This is a genomic window from Aquabacterium sp. A3 (genome assembly GCF_038069945.1).
Classification (GTDB): Bacteria; Pseudomonadota; Gammaproteobacteria; order Burkholderiales; family Burkholderiaceae_C; genus Aquabacterium.
Window position 1 is genome coordinate 675,283 of the sequence record NZ_JBBPEV010000001.1, and the last position, 18,815, is coordinate 694,097.

19 protein-coding genes are annotated in these 18,815 nt (G+C 63.3%); 4 read left to right on the top strand and 15 right to left on the bottom strand.

Annotation, left to right across the window (positions count from 1 at the left end; all coding sequences use genetic code 11):
- The first annotated feature begins 96 nt into the window (after window positions 1–96).
- Both WNB94_RS02920 and gloA read left to right on the top strand, forming a co-directional pair.
- Window positions 97–651, top strand: a complete 555-nt coding sequence (locus WNB94_RS02920; protein WP_341388278.1) for a fasciclin domain-containing protein — start codon at window positions 97–99, stop codon at window positions 649–651.
- 74 nt (window positions 652–725) lie between these two features.
- Complete coding sequence (gene gloA / locus WNB94_RS02925; protein WP_341388279.1) at window positions 726–1,130, top strand: lactoylglutathione lyase; 405 nt, start codon at window positions 726–728, stop codon at window positions 1,128–1,130.
- Window positions 1,131–1,147: 17 nt separating this feature from the next.
- Here gloA and aroC read toward each other — a convergent pair whose 3' ends face one another.
- From aroC to WNB94_RS02940, 3 genes are all read right to left on the bottom strand, one after another.
- Window positions 1,148–2,251, bottom strand: a complete 1,104-nt coding sequence (aroC, locus tag WNB94_RS02930; RefSeq protein ID WP_341388280.1) for a chorismate synthase — start codon at window positions 2,249–2,251, stop codon at window positions 1,148–1,150.
- A gap of 68 nt (window positions 2,252–2,319) precedes the next feature.
- Complete coding sequence (locus tag WNB94_RS02935) at window positions 2,320–2,787, bottom strand: CBS domain-containing protein (protein WP_341388283.1); 468 nt, start codon at window positions 2,785–2,787, stop codon at window positions 2,320–2,322.
- 136 nt (window positions 2,788–2,923) lie between these two features.
- A complete protein-coding gene (locus tag WNB94_RS02940; RefSeq protein WP_341388284.1) occupies window positions 2,924–4,165 on the bottom strand; it encodes a YihY family inner membrane protein in 1,242 nt (413 codons plus the stop codon).
- A gap of 19 nt (window positions 4,166–4,184) precedes the next feature.
- Between WNB94_RS02940 and WNB94_RS02945 the strand changes: the two genes are divergently transcribed.
- The gene (locus WNB94_RS02945; RefSeq protein ID WP_341388286.1) at window positions 4,185–4,634 is read left to right on the top strand and encodes a DUF2069 domain-containing protein; all 450 of its coding nucleotides are present in this window, start codon (window positions 4,185–4,187) and stop codon (window positions 4,632–4,634) included.
- The gene (locus WNB94_RS02950) at window positions 4,631–6,100 is read left to right on the top strand and encodes an FAD-binding oxidoreductase (RefSeq protein ID WP_341388288.1); all 1,470 of its coding nucleotides are present in this window, start codon (window positions 4,631–4,633) and stop codon (window positions 6,098–6,100) included. Before WNB94_RS02945 ends, WNB94_RS02950 begins: the two co-directional genes overlap by 4 nt.
- Here the strand turns inward: WNB94_RS02950 and WNB94_RS02955 are convergent.
- From WNB94_RS02955 to nuoE, 12 genes are read right to left on the bottom strand one after another with little or no spacing between them, the layout of a single operon-like run.
- Window positions 6,045–6,713, bottom strand: coding sequence for an NUDIX domain-containing protein (locus tag WNB94_RS02955; protein ID WP_341388290.1), 669 nt, complete (start codon window positions 6,711–6,713; stop codon window positions 6,045–6,047). The genes WNB94_RS02950 and WNB94_RS02955 overlap by 56 nt on opposite strands.
- Before the next feature lie 24 nt (window positions 6,714–6,737).
- A complete protein-coding gene (locus tag WNB94_RS02960) occupies window positions 6,738–7,049 on the bottom strand; it encodes a DUF2818 family protein (protein WP_341388291.1) in 312 nt (103 codons plus the stop codon).
- A gap of 5 nt (window positions 7,050–7,054) precedes the next feature.
- Entirely contained in the window at window positions 7,055–8,536 is a 1,482-nt protein-coding gene (nuoN, locus tag WNB94_RS02965) for an NADH-quinone oxidoreductase subunit NuoN (protein ID WP_341388292.1), read from the bottom strand.
- 13 nt (window positions 8,537–8,549) lie between these two features.
- The gene (locus tag WNB94_RS02970) at window positions 8,550–10,028 is read right to left on the bottom strand and encodes an NADH-quinone oxidoreductase subunit M (RefSeq protein WP_341388294.1); all 1,479 of its coding nucleotides are present in this window, start codon (window positions 10,026–10,028) and stop codon (window positions 8,550–8,552) included.
- A gap of 24 nt (window positions 10,029–10,052) precedes the next feature.
- Entirely contained in the window at window positions 10,053–12,050 is a 1,998-nt protein-coding gene (nuoL, locus tag WNB94_RS02975; protein WP_341388296.1) for an NADH-quinone oxidoreductase subunit L, read from the bottom strand.
- 28 nt (window positions 12,051–12,078) lie between these two features.
- Entirely contained in the window at window positions 12,079–12,390 is a 312-nt protein-coding gene (gene nuoK, locus WNB94_RS02980) for an NADH-quinone oxidoreductase subunit NuoK (protein ID WP_341388298.1), read from the bottom strand.
- The gene (locus WNB94_RS02985) at window positions 12,387–13,028 is read right to left on the bottom strand and encodes an NADH-quinone oxidoreductase subunit J (RefSeq protein ID WP_341388299.1); all 642 of its coding nucleotides are present in this window, start codon (window positions 13,026–13,028) and stop codon (window positions 12,387–12,389) included. The genes nuoK and WNB94_RS02985 overlap by 4 nt, the downstream gene beginning before the upstream one ends.
- 3 nt (window positions 13,029–13,031) lie before the next feature.
- Window positions 13,032–13,526, bottom strand: coding sequence for an NADH-quinone oxidoreductase subunit NuoI (gene nuoI / locus WNB94_RS02990; RefSeq protein ID WP_341388300.1), 495 nt, complete (start codon window positions 13,524–13,526; stop codon window positions 13,032–13,034).
- A 9-nt stretch (window positions 13,527–13,535) separates the two neighbouring features.
- A complete protein-coding gene (nuoH, locus tag WNB94_RS02995; RefSeq protein ID WP_341388301.1) occupies window positions 13,536–14,594 on the bottom strand; it encodes an NADH-quinone oxidoreductase subunit NuoH in 1,059 nt (352 codons plus the stop codon).
- Window positions 14,595–14,612: 18 nt separating this feature from the next.
- Window positions 14,613–16,931, bottom strand: coding sequence for an NADH-quinone oxidoreductase subunit NuoG (gene nuoG, locus WNB94_RS03000; protein WP_341388302.1), 2,319 nt, complete (start codon window positions 16,929–16,931; stop codon window positions 14,613–14,615).
- Window positions 16,932–16,945: 14 nt separating this feature from the next.
- The gene (gene nuoF / locus WNB94_RS03005) at window positions 16,946–18,289 is read right to left on the bottom strand and encodes an NADH-quinone oxidoreductase subunit NuoF (protein WP_341388303.1); all 1,344 of its coding nucleotides are present in this window, start codon (window positions 18,287–18,289) and stop codon (window positions 16,946–16,948) included.
- 10 nt (window positions 18,290–18,299) lie between these two features.
- Window positions 18,300–18,785 (bottom strand): NADH-quinone oxidoreductase subunit NuoE, encoded by a 486-nt coding sequence (gene nuoE, locus WNB94_RS03010; protein WP_341388304.1) that lies wholly within the window; start codon window positions 18,783–18,785, stop codon window positions 18,300–18,302.
- Window positions 18,786–18,815: the final 30 nt, after the last annotated feature.

Here is an 18,815-nt window from a genome sequence, read left to right on the forward strand (position 1 = left end):
GGCACTTGCAAAGCGGACCGAGTTGCGCACAATCGCGACCGTGCAGTCACTTTTGCACCAACCAGTCACTTCGCAACCACCTTTTCAGGAGCCAGCATGATCACTTCCGCGAACACCCTGCGCCAGATCGGACTCAGCGCCGTCCTTGCCGTGTCCCTGAGCGCCGCGGGCACCGCCCAGGCCAGCCTGGTGAACTTCAAGTCGTACATCGAGTGCCGCCACACCCAGCTGGTCAGCTTTCCGGGCACCATCGTGGACGCCGCCATCGCCACGCCCGAGTTGAGCACCCTGGTCAACCTCGTGGTGTCGGCCAATCTGGTGGGCGCGCTGTCGGCGCCAGGCAACCTGACGGTGTTCGCACCCACCAACGATGCCTTTGGCAAGGTGCCTGCGCCCCTGCTGGGCCTCATTGGCGGGGACCCCGCCCTGCTGACCTCGGTGCTGACCTACCACGTCAGCCCCGGCACGGTCGACCCACGACGCAACCTCATCCCCACGCAGGTCAAGACCCTGCAAGGGCAAACCTTGTTTGTGGGCTATGACAAGGACGGCGCCTCCGTCAATCAATCGGTGGCCTCGTGCAAGGGCGTCAAAACCACCAACGGCACGGTCTGGTTGATCGACAGCGTGCTGCTGCCCCAGTTCAAGTGATGCCCCCACAGCCGCGCCCATGGCGCGGCTGCGGCACACTGTCGAGCGTCATTGCTGAACACCTCGACATCACCATGAGACTGCTGCACACCATGCTGCGCGTTGGAGACCTCCAGCGCGCCATCGATTTCTACACCCAGGCCCTGGGCATGAGCCTGCTGCGCACCGTGGATCGCCCGGAGCAGCAATACACCCTGGCCTACCTGGGCTACGGCCGCAACCCGGAACATGCCGAGCTGGAGTTGACCTACAACTACGGTGTCGAGCGGTATGAACTGGGCACCGCTTACGGGCACATCGCGCTGGGCGTGGACGACATCCAGGCGGTTTGTGACCAGGTGCAGCAAAAAGGAGCAGCCCTGAGCGCCGCAGTGACCCGCGCGCCCGGACCAGTCAAAGGCGGCAACACGCTGATCGCCTTCGTGACCGACCCGGATGGCTACAAGGTTGAGTTGATCCAGCACGGCTCACCGATGTGAGCCCGCCAGCGCGTTGCTCAAGCCGGGCGGCGTGCTGCGAGTTGGGGCGTGCTCACGTCAACATCCCCACACTGGGCGCGATGACGCAGCGCGTGATCGACCAGCACCAGGGCCAGCATGGCCTCGGCAATGGGCGTGGCACGGATGCCCACACAGGGATCATGTCGGCCGAAGGTTTCAACCGTGGCCGGCTGACCATTCAGGTCGATGGACTGACGCGGCGTGCGAATCGAGCTGGTGGGCTTGATGGCGATGGCCACACGCAGGTCCTGGCCTGTGGAGATGCCTCCCAGCACCCCGCCGGCGTGGTTGGATGCGAAGCCGTCCGGGTACAGCTCATCGCCGTGCACGGTACCCCGCTGCGACACGCTCTCGAAACCGGCACCAATCTCCACGCCCTTGACGGCATTGATGCCCATCATCGCGTAGGCGATGTCGGCATCCAGCTTGTCAAACAAGGGCTCGCCCAGGCCCACCGGCATGCCTGAGGCCTCCACGATGAGTTTGGCACCGCAGGAATCCCCGTCCTTGCGCAACTCGTCCATGTAGGCCTCGAGTTGCTCGATCTGGCTGGCATTGGGCGCAAAAAACGGGTTGTTGGGCACATGTTCCCAGCCCTCGAAAGCGATGGGCATGGTGCCCAGCTGGGTCATGCAGGCGCGAATTTCGGTGCCGAACTGCTCGCGCAGCCACTTCTTGGCCACGGCACCTGCCGCCACCATGGGTGCCGTCAATCGGGCAGACGAACGCCCACCACCGCGTGGATCGCGGATGCCGTACTTGTGCCAGTAGGTGTAGTCGGCATGCCCGGGACGAAACGTCTGCAGGATGTTGCCGTAATCCTTGCTGCGCTGATCGGTGTTGCGGATCAGCAGTGCAATGGGCGCACCCGTGGTCTTGCCTTCATAGACCCCTGAGAGGATCTCGACGGCATCGGCCTCGTTGCGTTGCGTGACGTGACGTGACGTGCCGGGGCGACGTCGGTCCAGATCAGGCTGGATGTCGGCCTCTGACAAGCTCATGCCTGGAGGGCAGCCATCGATGACACAACCGATGGCCGGACCGTGAGACTCGCCAAAATTGGTGACCGAAAACAGAAGACCAAATGTGCTGCCAGCCATGCGGGGGATCCAGATCAATCAAGAACGCAAAAGCGTATTGTCCCCCATCCAGCAGAGCCTGCAGGCGCTCAGAGCAAGGCCTTGCGCTCGCCAGCGTCTTCTTCCACAGGCCAGTCACGGATGTAGGCTTTGAGCATGCGATTTTCGAAGTCCTGGCCGTCCACCACGGCCTTGGCCACGTCGTAAAAGGAAATCACGCCCATCAGGGTCTTGTCGGTCATGACGGGCATGTAGCGGGCATGCCGGTTCAACATCATGCGGCGCACCTCGTCGATGTCCGTCTCGGGGGTGCAGGTCATGGGGTGGTCGTCCATCACCGCGCGAACCGACAGATTGCCAAACGTCCCACCGTTGCGCACCGTGCCCTGGATCACCTCGCGGAACGTGAGCATCCCGGCCAGGTCGCCATGCTCCATGACCACCAGAGACCCGATGTCGTGCTCGGCCATGGTGGCGGCTGCATCAGACAGGTTCTGATCTGGCGTGACCGTGAACAAGGTACTGCCCTTGACGCGAAGGATGTCGCTGACTTTCATGGTCTGGTCTCCTGAAGGAACGGGTTGAACACAAGGCACTCTGTCACATTCCGACAGACGAATGGTCGCATGAACAGCGGGAAAGCCCTCGAAAACATGAAAAAGCACACCGCGCGCGTGGTCTGTGTGCACCAGATCAGTACATGGCCTGCGCCAGGGTCATGTCGTCCAGCCCCGCCCGCGCCCAAAAGGCCATGGAATGGCCATCCGGCTTGAGCAAGGTGTGGCCCAGCAAGGGCGCCACCGGCGTGCTGGCAGGGTCACACAACAGCACGTAACGACCGCCGTGCTCAAGGGCCGCCTCGTCCAGCAGCCCAACCCAGTCCAGCTCACGCAGCAGTGCCAGCATGGGCTCCACCTGCAGTGGGTCTGTGCGCAACTGCACCGCCACTTCCTGGGCGTTCAGGCCTCGCCGGGCGCCGCCGGCCGCGCCATGCAGGGATCGCAAAACCGCCACGGCCAGACCAAATCGGGCGCCAGGCCCCTCGGACCAACGCGCCGCCCCTGCCAGCAAACTGGGGGTATAGGCCACCACCACCGCACCCAGCAACACGATGACCCAGCTCACGTACAGCCAGATCAGAAAGATCGGAACAGCGGCAAAAGCCCCATAGATGGTGGCGTAAACCGGCACCTTGCCCAGGTAAAGGGCCAGTCCTCGCTGCGCCAACTCCAGGCCCAAGGCCGTGAACAGCCCGCCCCACCAGGCATGGCTCCAGGGCACATGGGTGTTGGGCACAAACCTGAACAGCGCGGCAAAGCCCAAGGCTTGCAAGGCAAAGACCAACAGCCCCAACAAGGTTCCAAGCGCGGCGGGCAACTCGCCCACCAGGCCTTTGGACGCCGACACCGCGTACGACGTCAGCCACAGGCTGGCGCCCAACAACAACGGCCCCAAGGTCAGGGCAGCCCAGTACACCAGCACGCGCTGGGCCAAAGGTCGCTTGCGCCGCACACGCCAGATGTTGTTGAGGGTGTGGTCGATGGTGAGCATCAACGCCATGGCCGTGATGCCAAGCACCACCAGGCCAAGACCACCCAACTGGCTGGCTTTGGCCGCAAAGCTGTTGAGCGACACCAGCACCGGCTTGGCAATCACCTCGGGCACCAGACCGGTCAAGACCTGCTTTTCCAGCACCTTCCTGAAACGCGCGAACACCGGAAACGCGCTGAACAAGGCCAGCATCACCGTGAACAAGGGCACCAGGGCGATCGTCGTGGTGAACGTCAGGCTGCCCGCCGTGAGGCCCAGGCGATCCTCACGAAACCGCACCCTCAAGGTGTGAAACGTTCGCCGCCAGGGCCAGTCCTGCAGGGCTTGCCAGCGTTCGCGCCAAGACGGCTTCATCAAGGACGAGGACGTCGAAACTTGCGTCATGGTGGCTATGATGCCACCCATGTCTGACACGGTTCCCGAAAACTCCACCGACGAGGTCATCGTCGGCCGCCATCCACCCGAGCGCATGGCCTTGATCGAGCGATTGCGCCTGCTCTGTCTGGGGCAGGTGTTCGCGTTGATCGCCTTGGGCGTGGCCTGGGAGCTGTGGCTCGCGCCGCTGCCTGGCGGCACAGGCGCCTTGGCGCTCAAGGTGGTGCCCCTGCTTTTCACCATTGGCGGAATGTGGCGCCATCGCATGTACACCTACCGCTGGACCACCTTGCTGATCTGGCTGTACGTGGCCGAAGGGCTGGTGCGGGCCAGTGGCGATCCGGGTCTGTCGGCCTGGCTGGCCGGCGTGGAGGTCGTGTTGTCGGTGGGTCTGTTCGTGGCTTGCTCCGCCTATGTGCGCCTGCGCCTGAAGGTGCTGCCGGCCAAGCAAACAGCCAGCACCAGCCCAGGCCCATGAACGCACCTCAGGCGCCGCTGGACGATGCCCGGCTGAGCGCATTGCGCGAGGCCGTCGGCGCAGCCCACGTGCTACACGGTCAGCAACTGGACGCGTCGCTGCAGGCCAGGCACCTGCGTGACTGGCGGGGGCGCTACCAAGGCCAATGCCTGGCCATCGTTTCACCGGGCAGCACCGAAGAAACACAACACATCGTTCGCCTGTGCGCCGCATGGGGATGGCCCATCGTGCCCCAAGGCGGCAACACCAGCCTGGTGGGCGGGTCGGTGCCCGACGGCAGCGGCCAGCAGGTGCTGCTCCACCTGGGGCGGCTGAACAAAGTGCGTCACCTGGACGCCCACAACTTCACCCTGACGGTCGAAGCTGGCTGCACCCTCGACCACACGCGCCAGCACGCAGCAGACGCCGGCATGCTCTACCCCCTCAGCCTGGCCTCCGGAGGCCAGTGCACCATCGGGGGCACACTGGCCACCAACGCCGGGGGCACGCAGGTGCTGCGCTACGGCACCGCGCGAGAACTGTGCCTGGGGCTCGAGGTCGTTACCGCCAGTGGTGCGTGCTGGAGTGAGCTCAGCGGCCTGCGCAAGAACAACACCGGCTACGACTTGAGAGACCTGTTCATCGGCAGCGAAGGCACGCTGGGCATCATCACTGCGGCCACGCTCAAACTGTTTCCGGCGCCGCAGGGATGTGGCACCGCGCTGCTGAGCTGCCCTGATGCTCAGTCAGCGGTTGCCTTGCTGTCCCTGGCAAGGCAAACCCTGGACGCCGGACTGGTGGCCTTTGAAGCCATTGAATCGCAGGCCTTGCAACTGGTTCAGCAACACCTACCTCACATGGCCAGGGCCTGGCCCTCCGCATCCGCGACCACGGGCCCCGCCTCGCCATGGTTGATCTTGATGGAACACCAGGGGCCCCAGGATCAGACCCACATCGACGACGAGCTGGGCAGGCTGCTGGCGCATGCTCAGGCCAAGGGCCTGCTCACCGAGGCCATCATGGCGCACACGGTGGCACAACGGCAGGCCATGTGGCAACTGCGGGAGAGCATCCCCCTGGCTGAAAAAACCGAAGGCCTCATGGTCAAGCACGACATCGGTCTGCCCACCTCGGCCATTGCCTCCTGGCTGGCGCAATGCGGTACGGCGTTGCGCGCACGCTGGCCGGATTGCCGCATCGTGTGCTTCGGGCACCTGGGCGATGGCAACCTGCACTACAACGTGCAGCCACCGCCAACCCTGCGCAGTGGCCCGCCATGGGCCCGCTTTGAAAGCGATGTCAACGACATCGTGTTCGATCTGGTGCAAGCCCACGGTGGCACGATATCGGCCGAGCACGGCATCGGGGCCCTTCGCCGCGAGGCGCTGGCGGCCAGGGCGCCGGCCGAAGCCCTGCCCCTCATGCGGGCCATCAAACAGGCCCTGGACCCCGCGTGTCTCTTGAATCCGGGGCGCCTTCTGGCGTGAGCCACACCAGCGGCCAAGTGCCGGCTCGCCATTGTTGAAGCCACATCAGACCCACGATGGTCTTGACATCGGTGACCACGCCATCGCGCACACCAGATTCCAGGTCGGCTTGGGTGGCCGCAAAGACATCCAGAAACTCACCGTCGTCAAGGTGCCGCTCGCCAGCCTGCAGCTCATCGGCAAACCAGATCTCGATGACCTCATCGGCATACCCGATGACAGGGTGCATCACCCCCGCACGGGCCCAGCGCGCAGCGCGGTAGCCCGTTTCCTCCCACAACTCACGTTGTGCGCACACCAGTCCACCCTCACCTGCATCCAGCTTGCCTGCCGGGAACTCGATCATCACGCGCTGTACTGGATACCGGTACTGGCGCTCCAGCACCAGGCGACCATCGGGCAGCAAAGGCACGATCATGACCGCGCCGGGATGATTGACATACTCGCGGGCGGCCTGGCGTCCATCGGGAAGCTGCACCGTGTCTCGCCGCACCGTCAGAAAATGCCCCTCATAGACCTTGACGGTCTCCAGGGTGCTTTCGCGCAAGTGAGCGTCCTCGCTCACGAGCAGAGGCGTCGCTGGCAATGCAGGCACGGGCTCGTCAGGATTCATGACCGTCGGCAGGCACAGGTTTCATCAGGTGCCGCGGCGAAGGTGCCGCCAGACGAACCCGGGAAACGCCAGGGTGGCCATGACGCACACCCACACCGCCACGAATTCCCAGCGAAGTGCGCTGGCCTGTCCGAGGTAAGACTCCAGACCACGTCCAGCCAAAGCCACGATCAGGGCATAAGCAGACAGTTCGACGAACCGCCACCAGATGGACTTGGGCGATCGCCGCGGCCCCACAGCGAAAATGCGTTCGTTCAAGAACGGCAGATTGGCGGCCAGCACCGCCAGCAGCAGGATCACCACCACCGACCAGGCCGGAACCAGTCCACCACTCATGACGCTCACCCAGCCAGCGAGCGCTGGATCACCTCAGCGCACAGGGCCATCAGGCCTCCGGGCAAGATGCCCAGGCCCAGAACGGCCAGGGCGTTGACCGACAGCAGCACGCGGGGTCCACCAGCTTCAGGCACGGCCGCCGGGTCGGTGGGCTCGTCAAAGTACATCACCTTGACCACGCGCAGGTAGTAAAACGCCCCGATCAGCGACAGCAGCACCGCCACCACGGCGATTTGCAGCAGGAACGGCGAGTTGGTCGTGATCAGCGACTGCAACACAGCCAGCTTGGCATAAAAGCCCACCGTCGGCGGAATGCCGGCCAACGAGAACATGAAGATGGCCATCACGGCAGCCATCGCCGGGCTGCGCTTGCCCAGACCCGCCAGGTCGTTGATCTGCTCCGACTCGAAGCCCGGCCGCGCCAGGAACATGATCAAACCAAAGGTGCCCACCGTGGTCAGCACGTAGGTGATGATGTAGAACAGCGCAGAGCCGTAACCGTTGCCCGCGGACACGGTGTTGCCTGCCACCACCGTGGGCACGAAGCCCAGCAGCATGAAGCCCAGTTGCGCAATACCCGAGTACGCCAGCATGCGCTTGAGGTTGGTCTGCGCGATGGCGGCCAGGTTGCCCAGCGCCATCGACGCCACGGCCAGCACCAGCAGCATCTGTTGCCAATCGGTGGCCAGGTTGATCAGGCCTTCCACCAGCAAACGCATGGTGATGGCGAACGCCGCCAGCTTGGGCGCACCAGCCACCATCAGCGTGGCGGCCGTGGGCGCGCCCTGGTACACGTCAGGCACCCACATGTGGAACGGCACCACACCCAGCTTGAAAGCCAGACCGGCCACGATGAAGACCACGCCAAACACCAGCACCTGCTTGTTGGCCTCACCGGCCAGCGTGGCCTCGTAGACCTCGCGCAGGTCCAGCGAACCGGTGGCGCCGTACATCATCGACAAGCCATACAGCAGGAAGCCCGAAGCCAGCGCACCCAGCACAAAGTACTTCATGGCGGCTTCGGTCGACTGCGCATGGTCGCGGCGCAAGGCCACCAGGGCATACAGCGACAGCGACATCAGCTCCAGCCCCAGGTAGATGGTCAGGAAGTTGGCACTGACGATCATCACCTGAATGCCCAGCAACGCCAGCATGCTCAGAGAGAACAACTCTCCCTTGAGCATCTCGCGGTCACCCGCATAGGCTTGCGCGTAGGTCAGCGTGGCCATCACGGCCAGCGTGGCGCACAGCGACAGCAAGTGACCCATGGCATCGGTGGCCACCATGTTGTTCATGGCATAGACCGAGGCGGGCTGGTCCAGCGCCACCAGATGCAGGGCAGCCACCACCGCCAGCGACAACATCGACAGGATGTAGGTCGGCCGGCGGCGCGGGCAGGACACGAACAGATCGGCCAGGGTCACCAGGCAGGTGAGCCCGAACAGCACGATCTCCGGAGACAGGGCGAGCCAATTCAGATCAGTCATTTTCTTGCGGCCCTCAGTTCAGTTTGCTGGTCGAGACGTGCTTGAGCAGTTCCACCACCGACACGTGCATCGCGTCGGTGAATGGCTTGGGCTGGATGCCCATCCACAGCACAGCGACCGCCAGCACGGCCAGGATCAGGAATTCGCGGGCGTTGATGTCGGTCAGCGCGCGCACATCGTCATTGGTGACGTCACCAAAATACACGCGCTTGTACATCCACAGCGTGTAGGCCGCACCAAAGATCAGTGCGGTGGCGGCCAGCAGACCGATCAGGAAGTCGTACTCGACGGCCCCCAGGATGACCATCCACTCGCCCACGAACCCGGCGGTGCCGGGCAAACCGCAGTTGGCCATGGCAAACAGCAGGGCGAAGGCGGCGAACTTGGGCATGGTGTTGACCACCCCACCGTACGACGCAATTTCACGCGAGTGCACACGGTCGTACAACACGCCGATGCACAGGAACATCGCACCCGACACGAAGCCGTGGGCAATCATCTGCACCAGGCCACCAATCACGCCAAGTTCATTGAAGATGAAGAAGCCCAGAGTGACAAAACCCATGTGCGCGATGGAGGAATAGGCCACCAGCTTTTTCATGTCCTGCTGAACCAGCGCCACCAGCCCGATGTAGATCACGCCGATGAGCGACAGGGTGATCACCACGGGCGCGAACTCGTGCGACGCATCCGGCACGATGGGCAGCATGAACCGCAAGAAACCATAGCAACCCAGCTTCAGCATGATGGCGGCCAGCACCACCGAACCACCTGTGGGGGCTTCGACGTGGGCGTCAGGCAGCCAGGTGTGCACCGGCCACATGGGCACCTTCACGGCAAACGCGGCGAAGAACGCACCGAACAACAGCGCCTGCGGCGTGGCGCCCAGGGGCAGCTTGTGCCACTCAAGGATGCTGAACGAACCACCGGCCTTGTAGTACAGGAAGATCAGGGCCACCAGCATCAGCAAAGAGCCCAGCAGCGTGTACAGGAAGAACTTGAAGGCGGCGTAAACGCGACGCGGACCACCCCACACACCGATGATGATGTACATGGGAATCAGCGTGGCCTCGAAGAACACGTAGAACAACAGGCCGTCCAGCGCCGAGAACACACCGATCATCAGACCGGACAGGATCAGGAACGCGCCGTAGTACTGATGAGGGCGATCCTCGATGACCTCCCAGCCCGCCAGCACCACGATGATGGTGATGAAGGCGGTCAGCGGCACGAACCACATCGAGATGCCGTCCACCCCCAGGTGGTACATGACATTGAAGCGCTCGATCCAGACCGCCTGCTCGACGAACTGCATGGCGGCGGTCCCACCATCGAATTGCAGCATCAAAGGAACGGTGACGGCAAAGCCGACGACGGACCCCACCAGGGCGAACCAGCGACTGGCATTGGCATTGGCCTGACGGCCCAGGGCCAGCAACAGGACCCCGAAGGCCACCGGAATCCAGATGGCCATGGACAGAAGATTGGGCATGTTTTGCATGAACCGGCCTCGCGCTTACGGCTGCATGAACACGAACCAGGTCATGAGGGCGAAAACACCCAGGATCATGACCAGCGCGTAGTGATAGAGATAACCCGTCTGGAACAAACGGATGAGCGAGCCGAACAGGCCGACCAGTTTGGCCGAACCGTTGACCAGCAGGCCGTCGATCAGGGTCTGGTCACCGACCTTCCACAAGCCGCGGCCCAGGAGGCGGGCACCGGCTGCGAAAATGTTCTCGTTGATCCAGTCCATGAAGTACTTGTTCTCGCCGATGACGATCAGCGGGCGCAGCACACGGGCGAACATCGCCGGGATCTGGGGGGCGACCATGTAGAACACATAGGCCGTGACCACCCCGCCCAGCGCCAGGAAGAACGGCAGCGTCTGGAAGCCATGCAGGGCCATGGCGGTGGCGCCATGGAAGTGATGGGCCAGCTCGGCCATGGCCGGGTGCTTGGCCGCGTCCACATGGATGGCCGACTTCAGGAAATCGCCAAACAGCATGGGCTCGATCGCCAGGAAACCTATCACCACAGACGGCACGGCCAGCAGCAGCAGGGGCGCGGTGACGACCCAGGGCGACTCGTGCGGCTCATGGTGGTGACCGTCATCGTGGTGGTCATGCTCACCCGGGAACGGCTTGTGGTGGAAGTTTTCCTTGCCATGGAAGACCAGGAAGTACATCCGGAAGCTGTAGAAGGCGGTGATGAACACACCAGCCATCACGGCAAACTGCGCAAACCCGGCTGCCGGCAGGTGGCTGTATTCCACGGCGATCAGGATCGAGTCTTTGGAATAGAAGCCAGCAAAGAACGGCGTACCGATCAAGGCCAGCGAGCCCAGCAAGGACGTGATCCAGGTGATGGGCATGCGCTTCCACAGGCCACCCATGTTGCGGATGTCCTGATCGTGGTGCATGCCGATGATGACCGAGCCGGCACCAAGGAACAACAGCGCCTTGAAGAACGCATGGGTCATCAGGTGGAACACCGCCACGTTGTAGGCCGACAGGCCCAGGGCCACGGTCATGTAACCCAGCTGCGACAGCGTGGAGTAGGCCACCACGCGCTTGATGTCGTTCTGGATGATGCCCAGAAAACCCATGAACAGCGCCGTGATCGAGCCAATCACCAAAATGAAGTTCAGCGCCGCGTCCGACAATTCAAACAAGGGCGACATGCGCGTCACCATGAAGATGCCGGCCGTCACCATGGTGGCGGCGTGGATCAGCGCGGAGATGGGCGTGGGGCCTTCCATTGAATCGGGCAGCCACACGTGCAGCGGGAACTGTGCCGACTTGCCCATCGCACCGATGAACAGACAGATGCAGATCACGGTGATCAGCGACCAGTCGGTCTTGGGCAGCGTCAACGCCGTCAGGTCGTTGGCCTTGGCAAACAGCTCGGTGTAGTTGAGCGTGCCGGTGTAGGCCAGCAGCAAGCCAATGCCCAGAATGAAGCCAAAGTCACCCACACGGTTGACCAGGAAGGCCTTCATGTTCGCGAACGTGGCCGTGGGCTTCTTGAACCAGAAGCCGATCAGCAGGTACGACACCAGACCCACCGCTTCCCAGCCGAAGAACAGCTGCAGCAGGTTGTTGCTCATCACGAGCATCAGCATCGAGAAGGTGAACAGCGAGATGTACGAGAAGAAGCGCTGGTAGCCAGGGTCTTCTTCCATGTAGCCGATGGTGTAGATGTGCACCATCAGCGACACGAAGGTCACCACGCACATCATCATGGCCGTCAGGCCATCGACCATGAAGCCCACCTCCATCTTCAGGGAGCCCAGTGTCATCCATTCATAGACGGTGGCATTGAAGCTGGCACCATCCATGGCCACGGCCTTCAAGGTCATGGCCGACACGATGAAGGACACCAGCACCCCAAGGATGGTGATGAGGTGGGCGCCACGGCGGCCCACCACATTGCCGAACAGGCCCGCCACGATGGAGCCGACCAGCGGCGCCAGCGCCACGACCAGCAGCGAGTTTTGAGTGATCTCTGACATGGTTGTATGTTTCTTCTGGCGAGGCCGCTCAACCCTTCAGGGTGTCGAGTTCATCGACGTTGATGGACGCGCGGTTGCGGAAGAGCACCACGAGGATGGCCAGACCAATGGCCGACTCGGCGGCCGCCACGGTCAGGATGAAGAACACGAACACCTGACCATGCATGTCACCCAGGTAATGGGAGAACGCGATGAAGTTCAGGTTGACGGCCAGCAGCATCAGCTCGATGGCCATCAGCAGCACGATCAGGTTCTTGCGATTCAGGAAGATCCCGATCACCGACATGGCGAACAGGATGGCCCCCAGCGAGAGGTAATGTCCGAGGGTGATCGAGGTCATGCCTGGCCTCCGTTGGGGTTGTTTTCAGGCTGGACGGGGGCGTCGACCTGTGGCGCCACCTTCACCAGGCGAAGGCGATCGGCCTTTTTGACCCGCACCTGCTCCGAGGGATCCTGGTAGCGCGAATCCTTGCGCTTGCGCAGCGTCAGCGCGATGGCGGCGATCATGGCCACCAGCAGGATGACGGCAGCCACCTGCACCAGGAAGACATACTCGGTGTACATCAGCACGCCCAGCGCCTTGGTGTTGGACATCTCTGCCAGCTCAGGCGCCATCGGGCGCGCTTCAGGCAGGTCAAAGCCGCGGGTCAGCACGAATGCCATCTGCACGGCGATCACCGCACCGATCAACCCCGCCACCGGGAAGTGCTTCCAGAAGCCCTGGCGCAGCGAGTCGATGTTGATGTCCAGCATCATCACCACGAAAAGGAACAGCACCATCACGGCACCCACGTACACGAGCACCAGGGTGATGGACAGGAACTCGGCCTGCAGCAACATCCACACGCACGAGGCGCTGAAGAAGGCCAGCACCAGATGCAGTGCGGCCGTGACGGGGTTCTTCGCGGTGATCACGCGGAAGCCCGCGTAGACCAGAACGAAGGCGAAGGCGTAGAAAAGTAGGCTCAATGTATCCATGGTTCAGCGGTACTTGGCGTCCGCCTCCTTGTTCGCGGCGATTTCCTTTTCATAGCGATCACCCACCGCCAGGAGCATGTCCTTGGTGAAGTACAGGTCGCCACGCTTTTCTCCGTGGTACTCGAAGATGTGGGTTTCGACGATGGCGTCGACTGGGCAGCTTTCTTCGCAGAAGCCACAGAAGATGCACTTCGTCAGGTCGATGTCGTAGCGCGTGGTGCGGCGCTGGCCGTCGTCACGCACGGCCGACTCGATGGTGATGGCCATCGCAGGGCACACCGCCTCGCACAGCTTGCAGGCAATGCAGCGCTCTTCGCCGTTGTCGTAGCGGCGTTGGGCGTGCAGGCCACGGAAGCGCGGGGACATGGGGGTCTTTTCTTCCGGAAACTGCACGGTGATGTGCGGTTTCAGGAAGTGGCGGCCAGTGATGGCCATGCCTTTGAACAACTCGAGCAGAAAAAAGCTCGAGACGAATTCCTTGATGGATGTCGCAGCCATGTTGACCCCTTACTTCCAGATGTTCCAGGGTGACACCATCCAGGCGCCCACCACCACCAGCCACACCAAGGTGAGCGGGATGAAGATCTTCCAGCCCAGACGCATGATCTGGTCGTAGCGGAAGCGCGGGAAGGAGGCACGCACCCACAGGAAGAGCGTGACGATGACGAAGGTCTTCAGACCCAGCCAGATCCAACCCGGGATGAAGCTCAGGGCTTCGACCGGGGGCAGCCAGCCGCCGAAGAACATGGTGGCGGCCAGCGCAGACACCAGGATCATGTTGGCGTACTCGGCCAGGAAGAACATGGCAAAGGCCATGCCCGAGTACTCGATCATGTGACCGGCCACGATCTCGGACTCGCCTTCCACCACGTCGAAGGGGTGGCGGTTGGTCTCTGCCAGACCCGAGATGAAGTACACCACCACGATGGGCAGCAGCGGCAGCCAGTTCCAGGACAGGAAGCTCAGGCCCATGTCGGCAAACTGGCCTTTGTTCTGGCTCAGCACGATGTCGGACATGTTCAGCGAGCCTGCCGTCATCAGCACCACCACGAAGCAAAAGCCCATGGCCAGTTCGTACGACACCATCTGCGCCGAGGCCCGCATGGCCCCAAGGAAGGCGTACTTCGAGTTGGAGGCCCAGCCGGCGATGATCACGCCGTAAACCTCCAGCGAGGTGATGGCCATCAGGAACAGCAGGCCGGCGTTGACGTTGGCCAGGGCCACTTCAGGACCGAAAGGCACCACCGCCCAAGCCGCCAGGGCCGGCATGATGGTCATGATCGGACCGATGAAGAACAGGCTCTTGTTGGCGGCTGCCGGGACGATGATTTCCTTGAAGATGAGCTTGACCGCATCCGCGATGGGCTGCAGCAGACCGCCCGGGCCGGTGCGGTTGGGTCCCGGACGCACCTGCGACCAACCAATGGCCTTGCGCTCCCAGAGCGTCAGGTAAGCCACACAGCCCAACAGTGGCAGCAACAGCGCCACGATCTTGATGAGGTTCCAGACCACCGGCCAGGCACCGCCCAGCGTGTCTGCTCCGGCGTTGTACAGGGTGTCAATCATGGTTCAGCTCCCTGCCCTTCAAGCCTTGTCGACGCGGATCGCGCCAAATGCAGCACCCAGCGCCGCCGTCGCCGGATGACCGGTGGGCACACGCACGACATTGGCCGGCAGGCTGGCGTCCAGCACGGCGGGCAGCACCACACTGCCAGCGTCCTGGCTGACCTTGACCTGGGCACCTTCGCTCAAGCCGAGTTCGGCCCACAAGGCCGACGGCAGGCTGGCCACTGGCGCCGCAGCATCGGCCGTGGCCTGCAACGCGGGCGAGCGACGCACCAGCGCATCAGTGCTGTAGATGGGCACATCGGCCAAGCGCTCCAGGCCCCCCGTGGCGGCCGAGGCCTGCACCACAGCCGTGGTCTGGTTGTTCAGTCGGGCCGGCAGGGCCGACACATCGCCCAGGGCACGGGCACGAACCTCTTCGACCGTTTCAAAGGCAAAATCGTCCACGCCCAGCATGGTGCCCAGCACGCGCAAGACCTTCCAGCCCGGGCGGGTGTCGCCCAGGGGCTTGACCACGCCGTGGAAGCTTTGCACCAGGCCTTCCGCGTTGATGAAGCTGCCGGCCGTTTCGGTGAACGGCGAGATGGGCAGCATCACGTCGGCGTACTCGGCGGCGGCATCAGAGCGGAAGGACGACATCACCACCACCATCTCGGCGGCCTGGGCCGCAGCCAGGGCAGCCGAGGGGTTGGCGGCATCGAGTTCAGGCTCCACGCCCATCAGCACCAGGGCCTTCAGGGCCGAGCCATTCAACATCTGGCCGGCGTTCAAGCCGCCCTGCTGAGGCTGGGCGCCCACGATCTGTGCGCCGACCGTGTTGGCCGATTCGCCCAGGAAGCCAAAGCGTGCGCCGGTCTGCTCAGCCAGCCACTGGGCCAGGGCCTGCAGGCTGGACGCTTGCGGGTGTTGTGCGGCGGCATTGCCCAGCAAGATGGCCTTGCTTTGTCCTGACAACAGCGAGGCCGCGATGGCCTGGGCAGATTCGGTCGCATTGCCCTGTGCGGGTGCGGCGGCGCCGGTTTGTTCGGCCACGGCCACGGCCACATCGGCCAGGGCCTGCACCCAGGCGCTGGGCGCCACGGTGATGCGCTGAGCCAGCGGCATCAGCCAGTCGTCTTGGGCACCACCAATGGCGCTGATCTGAGCACCGCGCTTGGCGGCGTGGCGCAGGCGGGTGGCGAACAGGGGGTGATCCTTGCGCAAGAACGAGCCCACCACCAGCGCGCGGTCCAGCGTGCTGAGTTCGCTGACGGGCAGGCCCAGCCAGCGCACGCCCTGCCCTGCGGCAAAGTCGCTGTGGCGCAGGCGCGTGTCGATGTTGTCGCTGCCCAGGCCACGCAGCAGTTGGGCCAGCAGGTACAGCTCTTCGGTGGTCTGGTGCTCCGAGCCCAGCGCGCCGATGGCGGCCGCGCCATGCTCGGTCTTCACGCCCTTCAGGCCGTTGGCCACGTATTCCAGCGCGGTGGTCCAGTCCACCTCACGCCATTGACCGCCCTGCTTGATCATGGGCTTGGTCAGGCGCTGTTCGCTGTTGAGGGCCTCGTAGCTGAAGCGATCACGGTCGGCGATCCAGCACTCGTTGACGGCGTCGTTCTCGAGCGGCACCACGCGCAGCACCTGGCCGTTCTTGACCTGAACGATCAGGTTGGCACCGGTGGAATCATGCGGCGACACGCTCTTGCGGCGCGACAGTTCCCAGGTGCGGGCGCTGTAGCGGAAGGGCTTGCTGGTCAGCGCGCCCACGGGGCAGATGTCGATCATGTTGCCCGACAGCTCGGAGTCGATCGACTGGCCGACGAAGGTCATGATCTCGGAGTGCTCGCCACGGTGGGCCATGCCCAGCTCCATGACGCCGGCGATTTCCTGACCGAAGCGCACACAGCGGGTGCACTGAATGCAGCGGCTCATCTCTTCCATCGAGATCAGCGGGCCCACATCCTTGGGAAACACCACGCGCTTTTCTTCGGCGTAGCGCGAACCACTGCCGCCGTAGCCCACGGCCAGATCCTGCAGCTGGCACTCACCGCCCTGGTCGCAGATCGGGCAATCCAGTGGGTGGTTGATCAGCAGGAACTCCATCACGCTCTTTTGAGCCTTGATGGCCTTGTCGCTCTTGGTGCGCACGATCATGCCCTGCGTCACCGGGGTGGCACAGGCCGGCATGGGCTTGGGCGCCTTCTCGATGTCCACGAGGCACATGCGGCAGTTGGCCGCGATCGACAGCTTCTTGTGGTAGCAGAAATGGGGGATGTAGGTGCCGGACTGCTCGGCCGCATGCATCACCATGCTGCCTTCCTGGCACTGGACTTTCCGTCCGTCGATTTCGATTTCAACCATGACTGTCGTCCAGTTCAGAGGTAGGCCGGGACCACACAGGTCTTCTTTTCGATGTGGTGCACGAACTCATCGCGGTAGTGCTTGATGAAGGCGCGCACCGGCATGGCTGCCGCGTCGCCCAGGGCGCAAATGGTGCGACCCTGGATGTTCTCGGCCACGTTGTCGAGCATCTCGATGTCTTCGGGACGGCCCTGACCGTTCTCGATGCGATCCACCATGCGCCACAGCCAGCCCGTGCCTTCGCGGCACGGCGTGCACTGGCCGCAGGATTCGTGCATGTAGAAGTACGACAGGCGCTGCAGGCTCTTGACCATGCAGCGGGTTTCGTCCATCACGATGACGGCGCCCGAACCCAACATGGAGCCGGCCTTGGCGATGGAGTCATAGTCCATCGTGCACTCCATCATGATGTGTGCCGGGATCACGGGCGACGACGAGCCACCGGGGATGACGGCCTTGAGCTTTTTGCCACCGCGCACGCCACCGCACAACTCCAGCAGGGTCGAAAACGGCGTGCCCAGCGGGATTTCGTAGTTGCCGGGACGCTCCACGTCGCCCGACACGGTGAACAACTTGGTGCCACCATTGTTGGGCTTGCCCACGGCCAGGAAAGCCTCGCCACCGTTGCGGATGATCCAGGGCACCGCCGCGAAGGTTTCGGTGTTGTTGATCGTGGTGGGCTTGCCGTACAGACCAAAGCTGGCCGGGAACGGCGGCTTGAAGCGGGGTTGCCCCTTCTTGCCTTCCAGCGACTCCAGCAGCGCAGTTTCTTCGCCGCAGATGTAGGCGCCGAAGCCGTGGTGCGCATGCAGCTGGAAGCTGAAATTGCTGCCCAGGATGTTGTTGCCCAGCAGACCGGCCGCGCGGGCCTCTTCCAGGGCAGCCTCGAAGCGCTCGTACACCTCGAAGATCTCGCCATGGATGTAGTTGTAGCCCACCGAGATGCCCATGGCATAAGCCGCAATCGCCATGCCTTCGATCACGATGTGGGGGTTGTGCATCAGGATCTCGCGATCCTTGGCCGTGCCGGGCTCGCCTTCGTCGGAGTTGCACACCAGGTACTTCTGCCCGGGAAACGCGCGGGGCATGAAGCTCCACTTCAGGCCCGTGGGGAAGCCGGCGCCGCCACGACCGCGCAGGCCCGAGGCCTTCACTTCGGCGATCACCTGGTCCTGCGTGAGACCTTCGCCGCCGTCTTGGCCCAGGATCTTGCGCAGGGCCGCGTAGCCACCGCGGGCTTCGTAGTCCTTCAGACCCCAGTTCTTGCCATCCAGGCCGGCATAGATCTGGGGGCTGATGTGGCGGTCGTGAAAGCAGGTTTCTGCCCCGGTCGCCTGGAATTTGGAGAGGTCGAGCATCGGGTTCACCTCACTTGGCGTTGGCCTTGAGCACATCGATCAGCTCATCGAGCTTCTCGTTGCTCATGTAGCTGACCATCTGGCGGTCGTTCACCAGGGCCACCGGCGCGTCGGCACAGGCGCCCAGGCACTCGCAGTGCTGCACGGTGAACAGGCCGTCGGCGGTGGTACCGCCGTCTTCAACCCCCAGTTTGTCGCACAGATGCTGCAGGGCCTTCTGGCCATCGCGCAGCTGGCACGGCAGGTTGGTGCACACGTTGATCTTGAACTGACCCACGGGCTTCTGGTTGTACATGTTGTAGAAGGTGGTGACCTCGTGCACCGCGATGGCGGGCATGCCGATGTAATCAGCCACTTCCTGCTCGCTCTCGGGCGAGACCCAGCCGCGCTCTTGCTGGATGATGGTCAGACAGGCCATGACGGCCGACTGGCGCTGGTCGGCCGGGTACTTGGCCAGTTCGCGGTCGAACCGCGCTTTGGTGTGTTCGCTCAACATGGGGACGGTGTCTCGCTGTTTGCTCTGCGT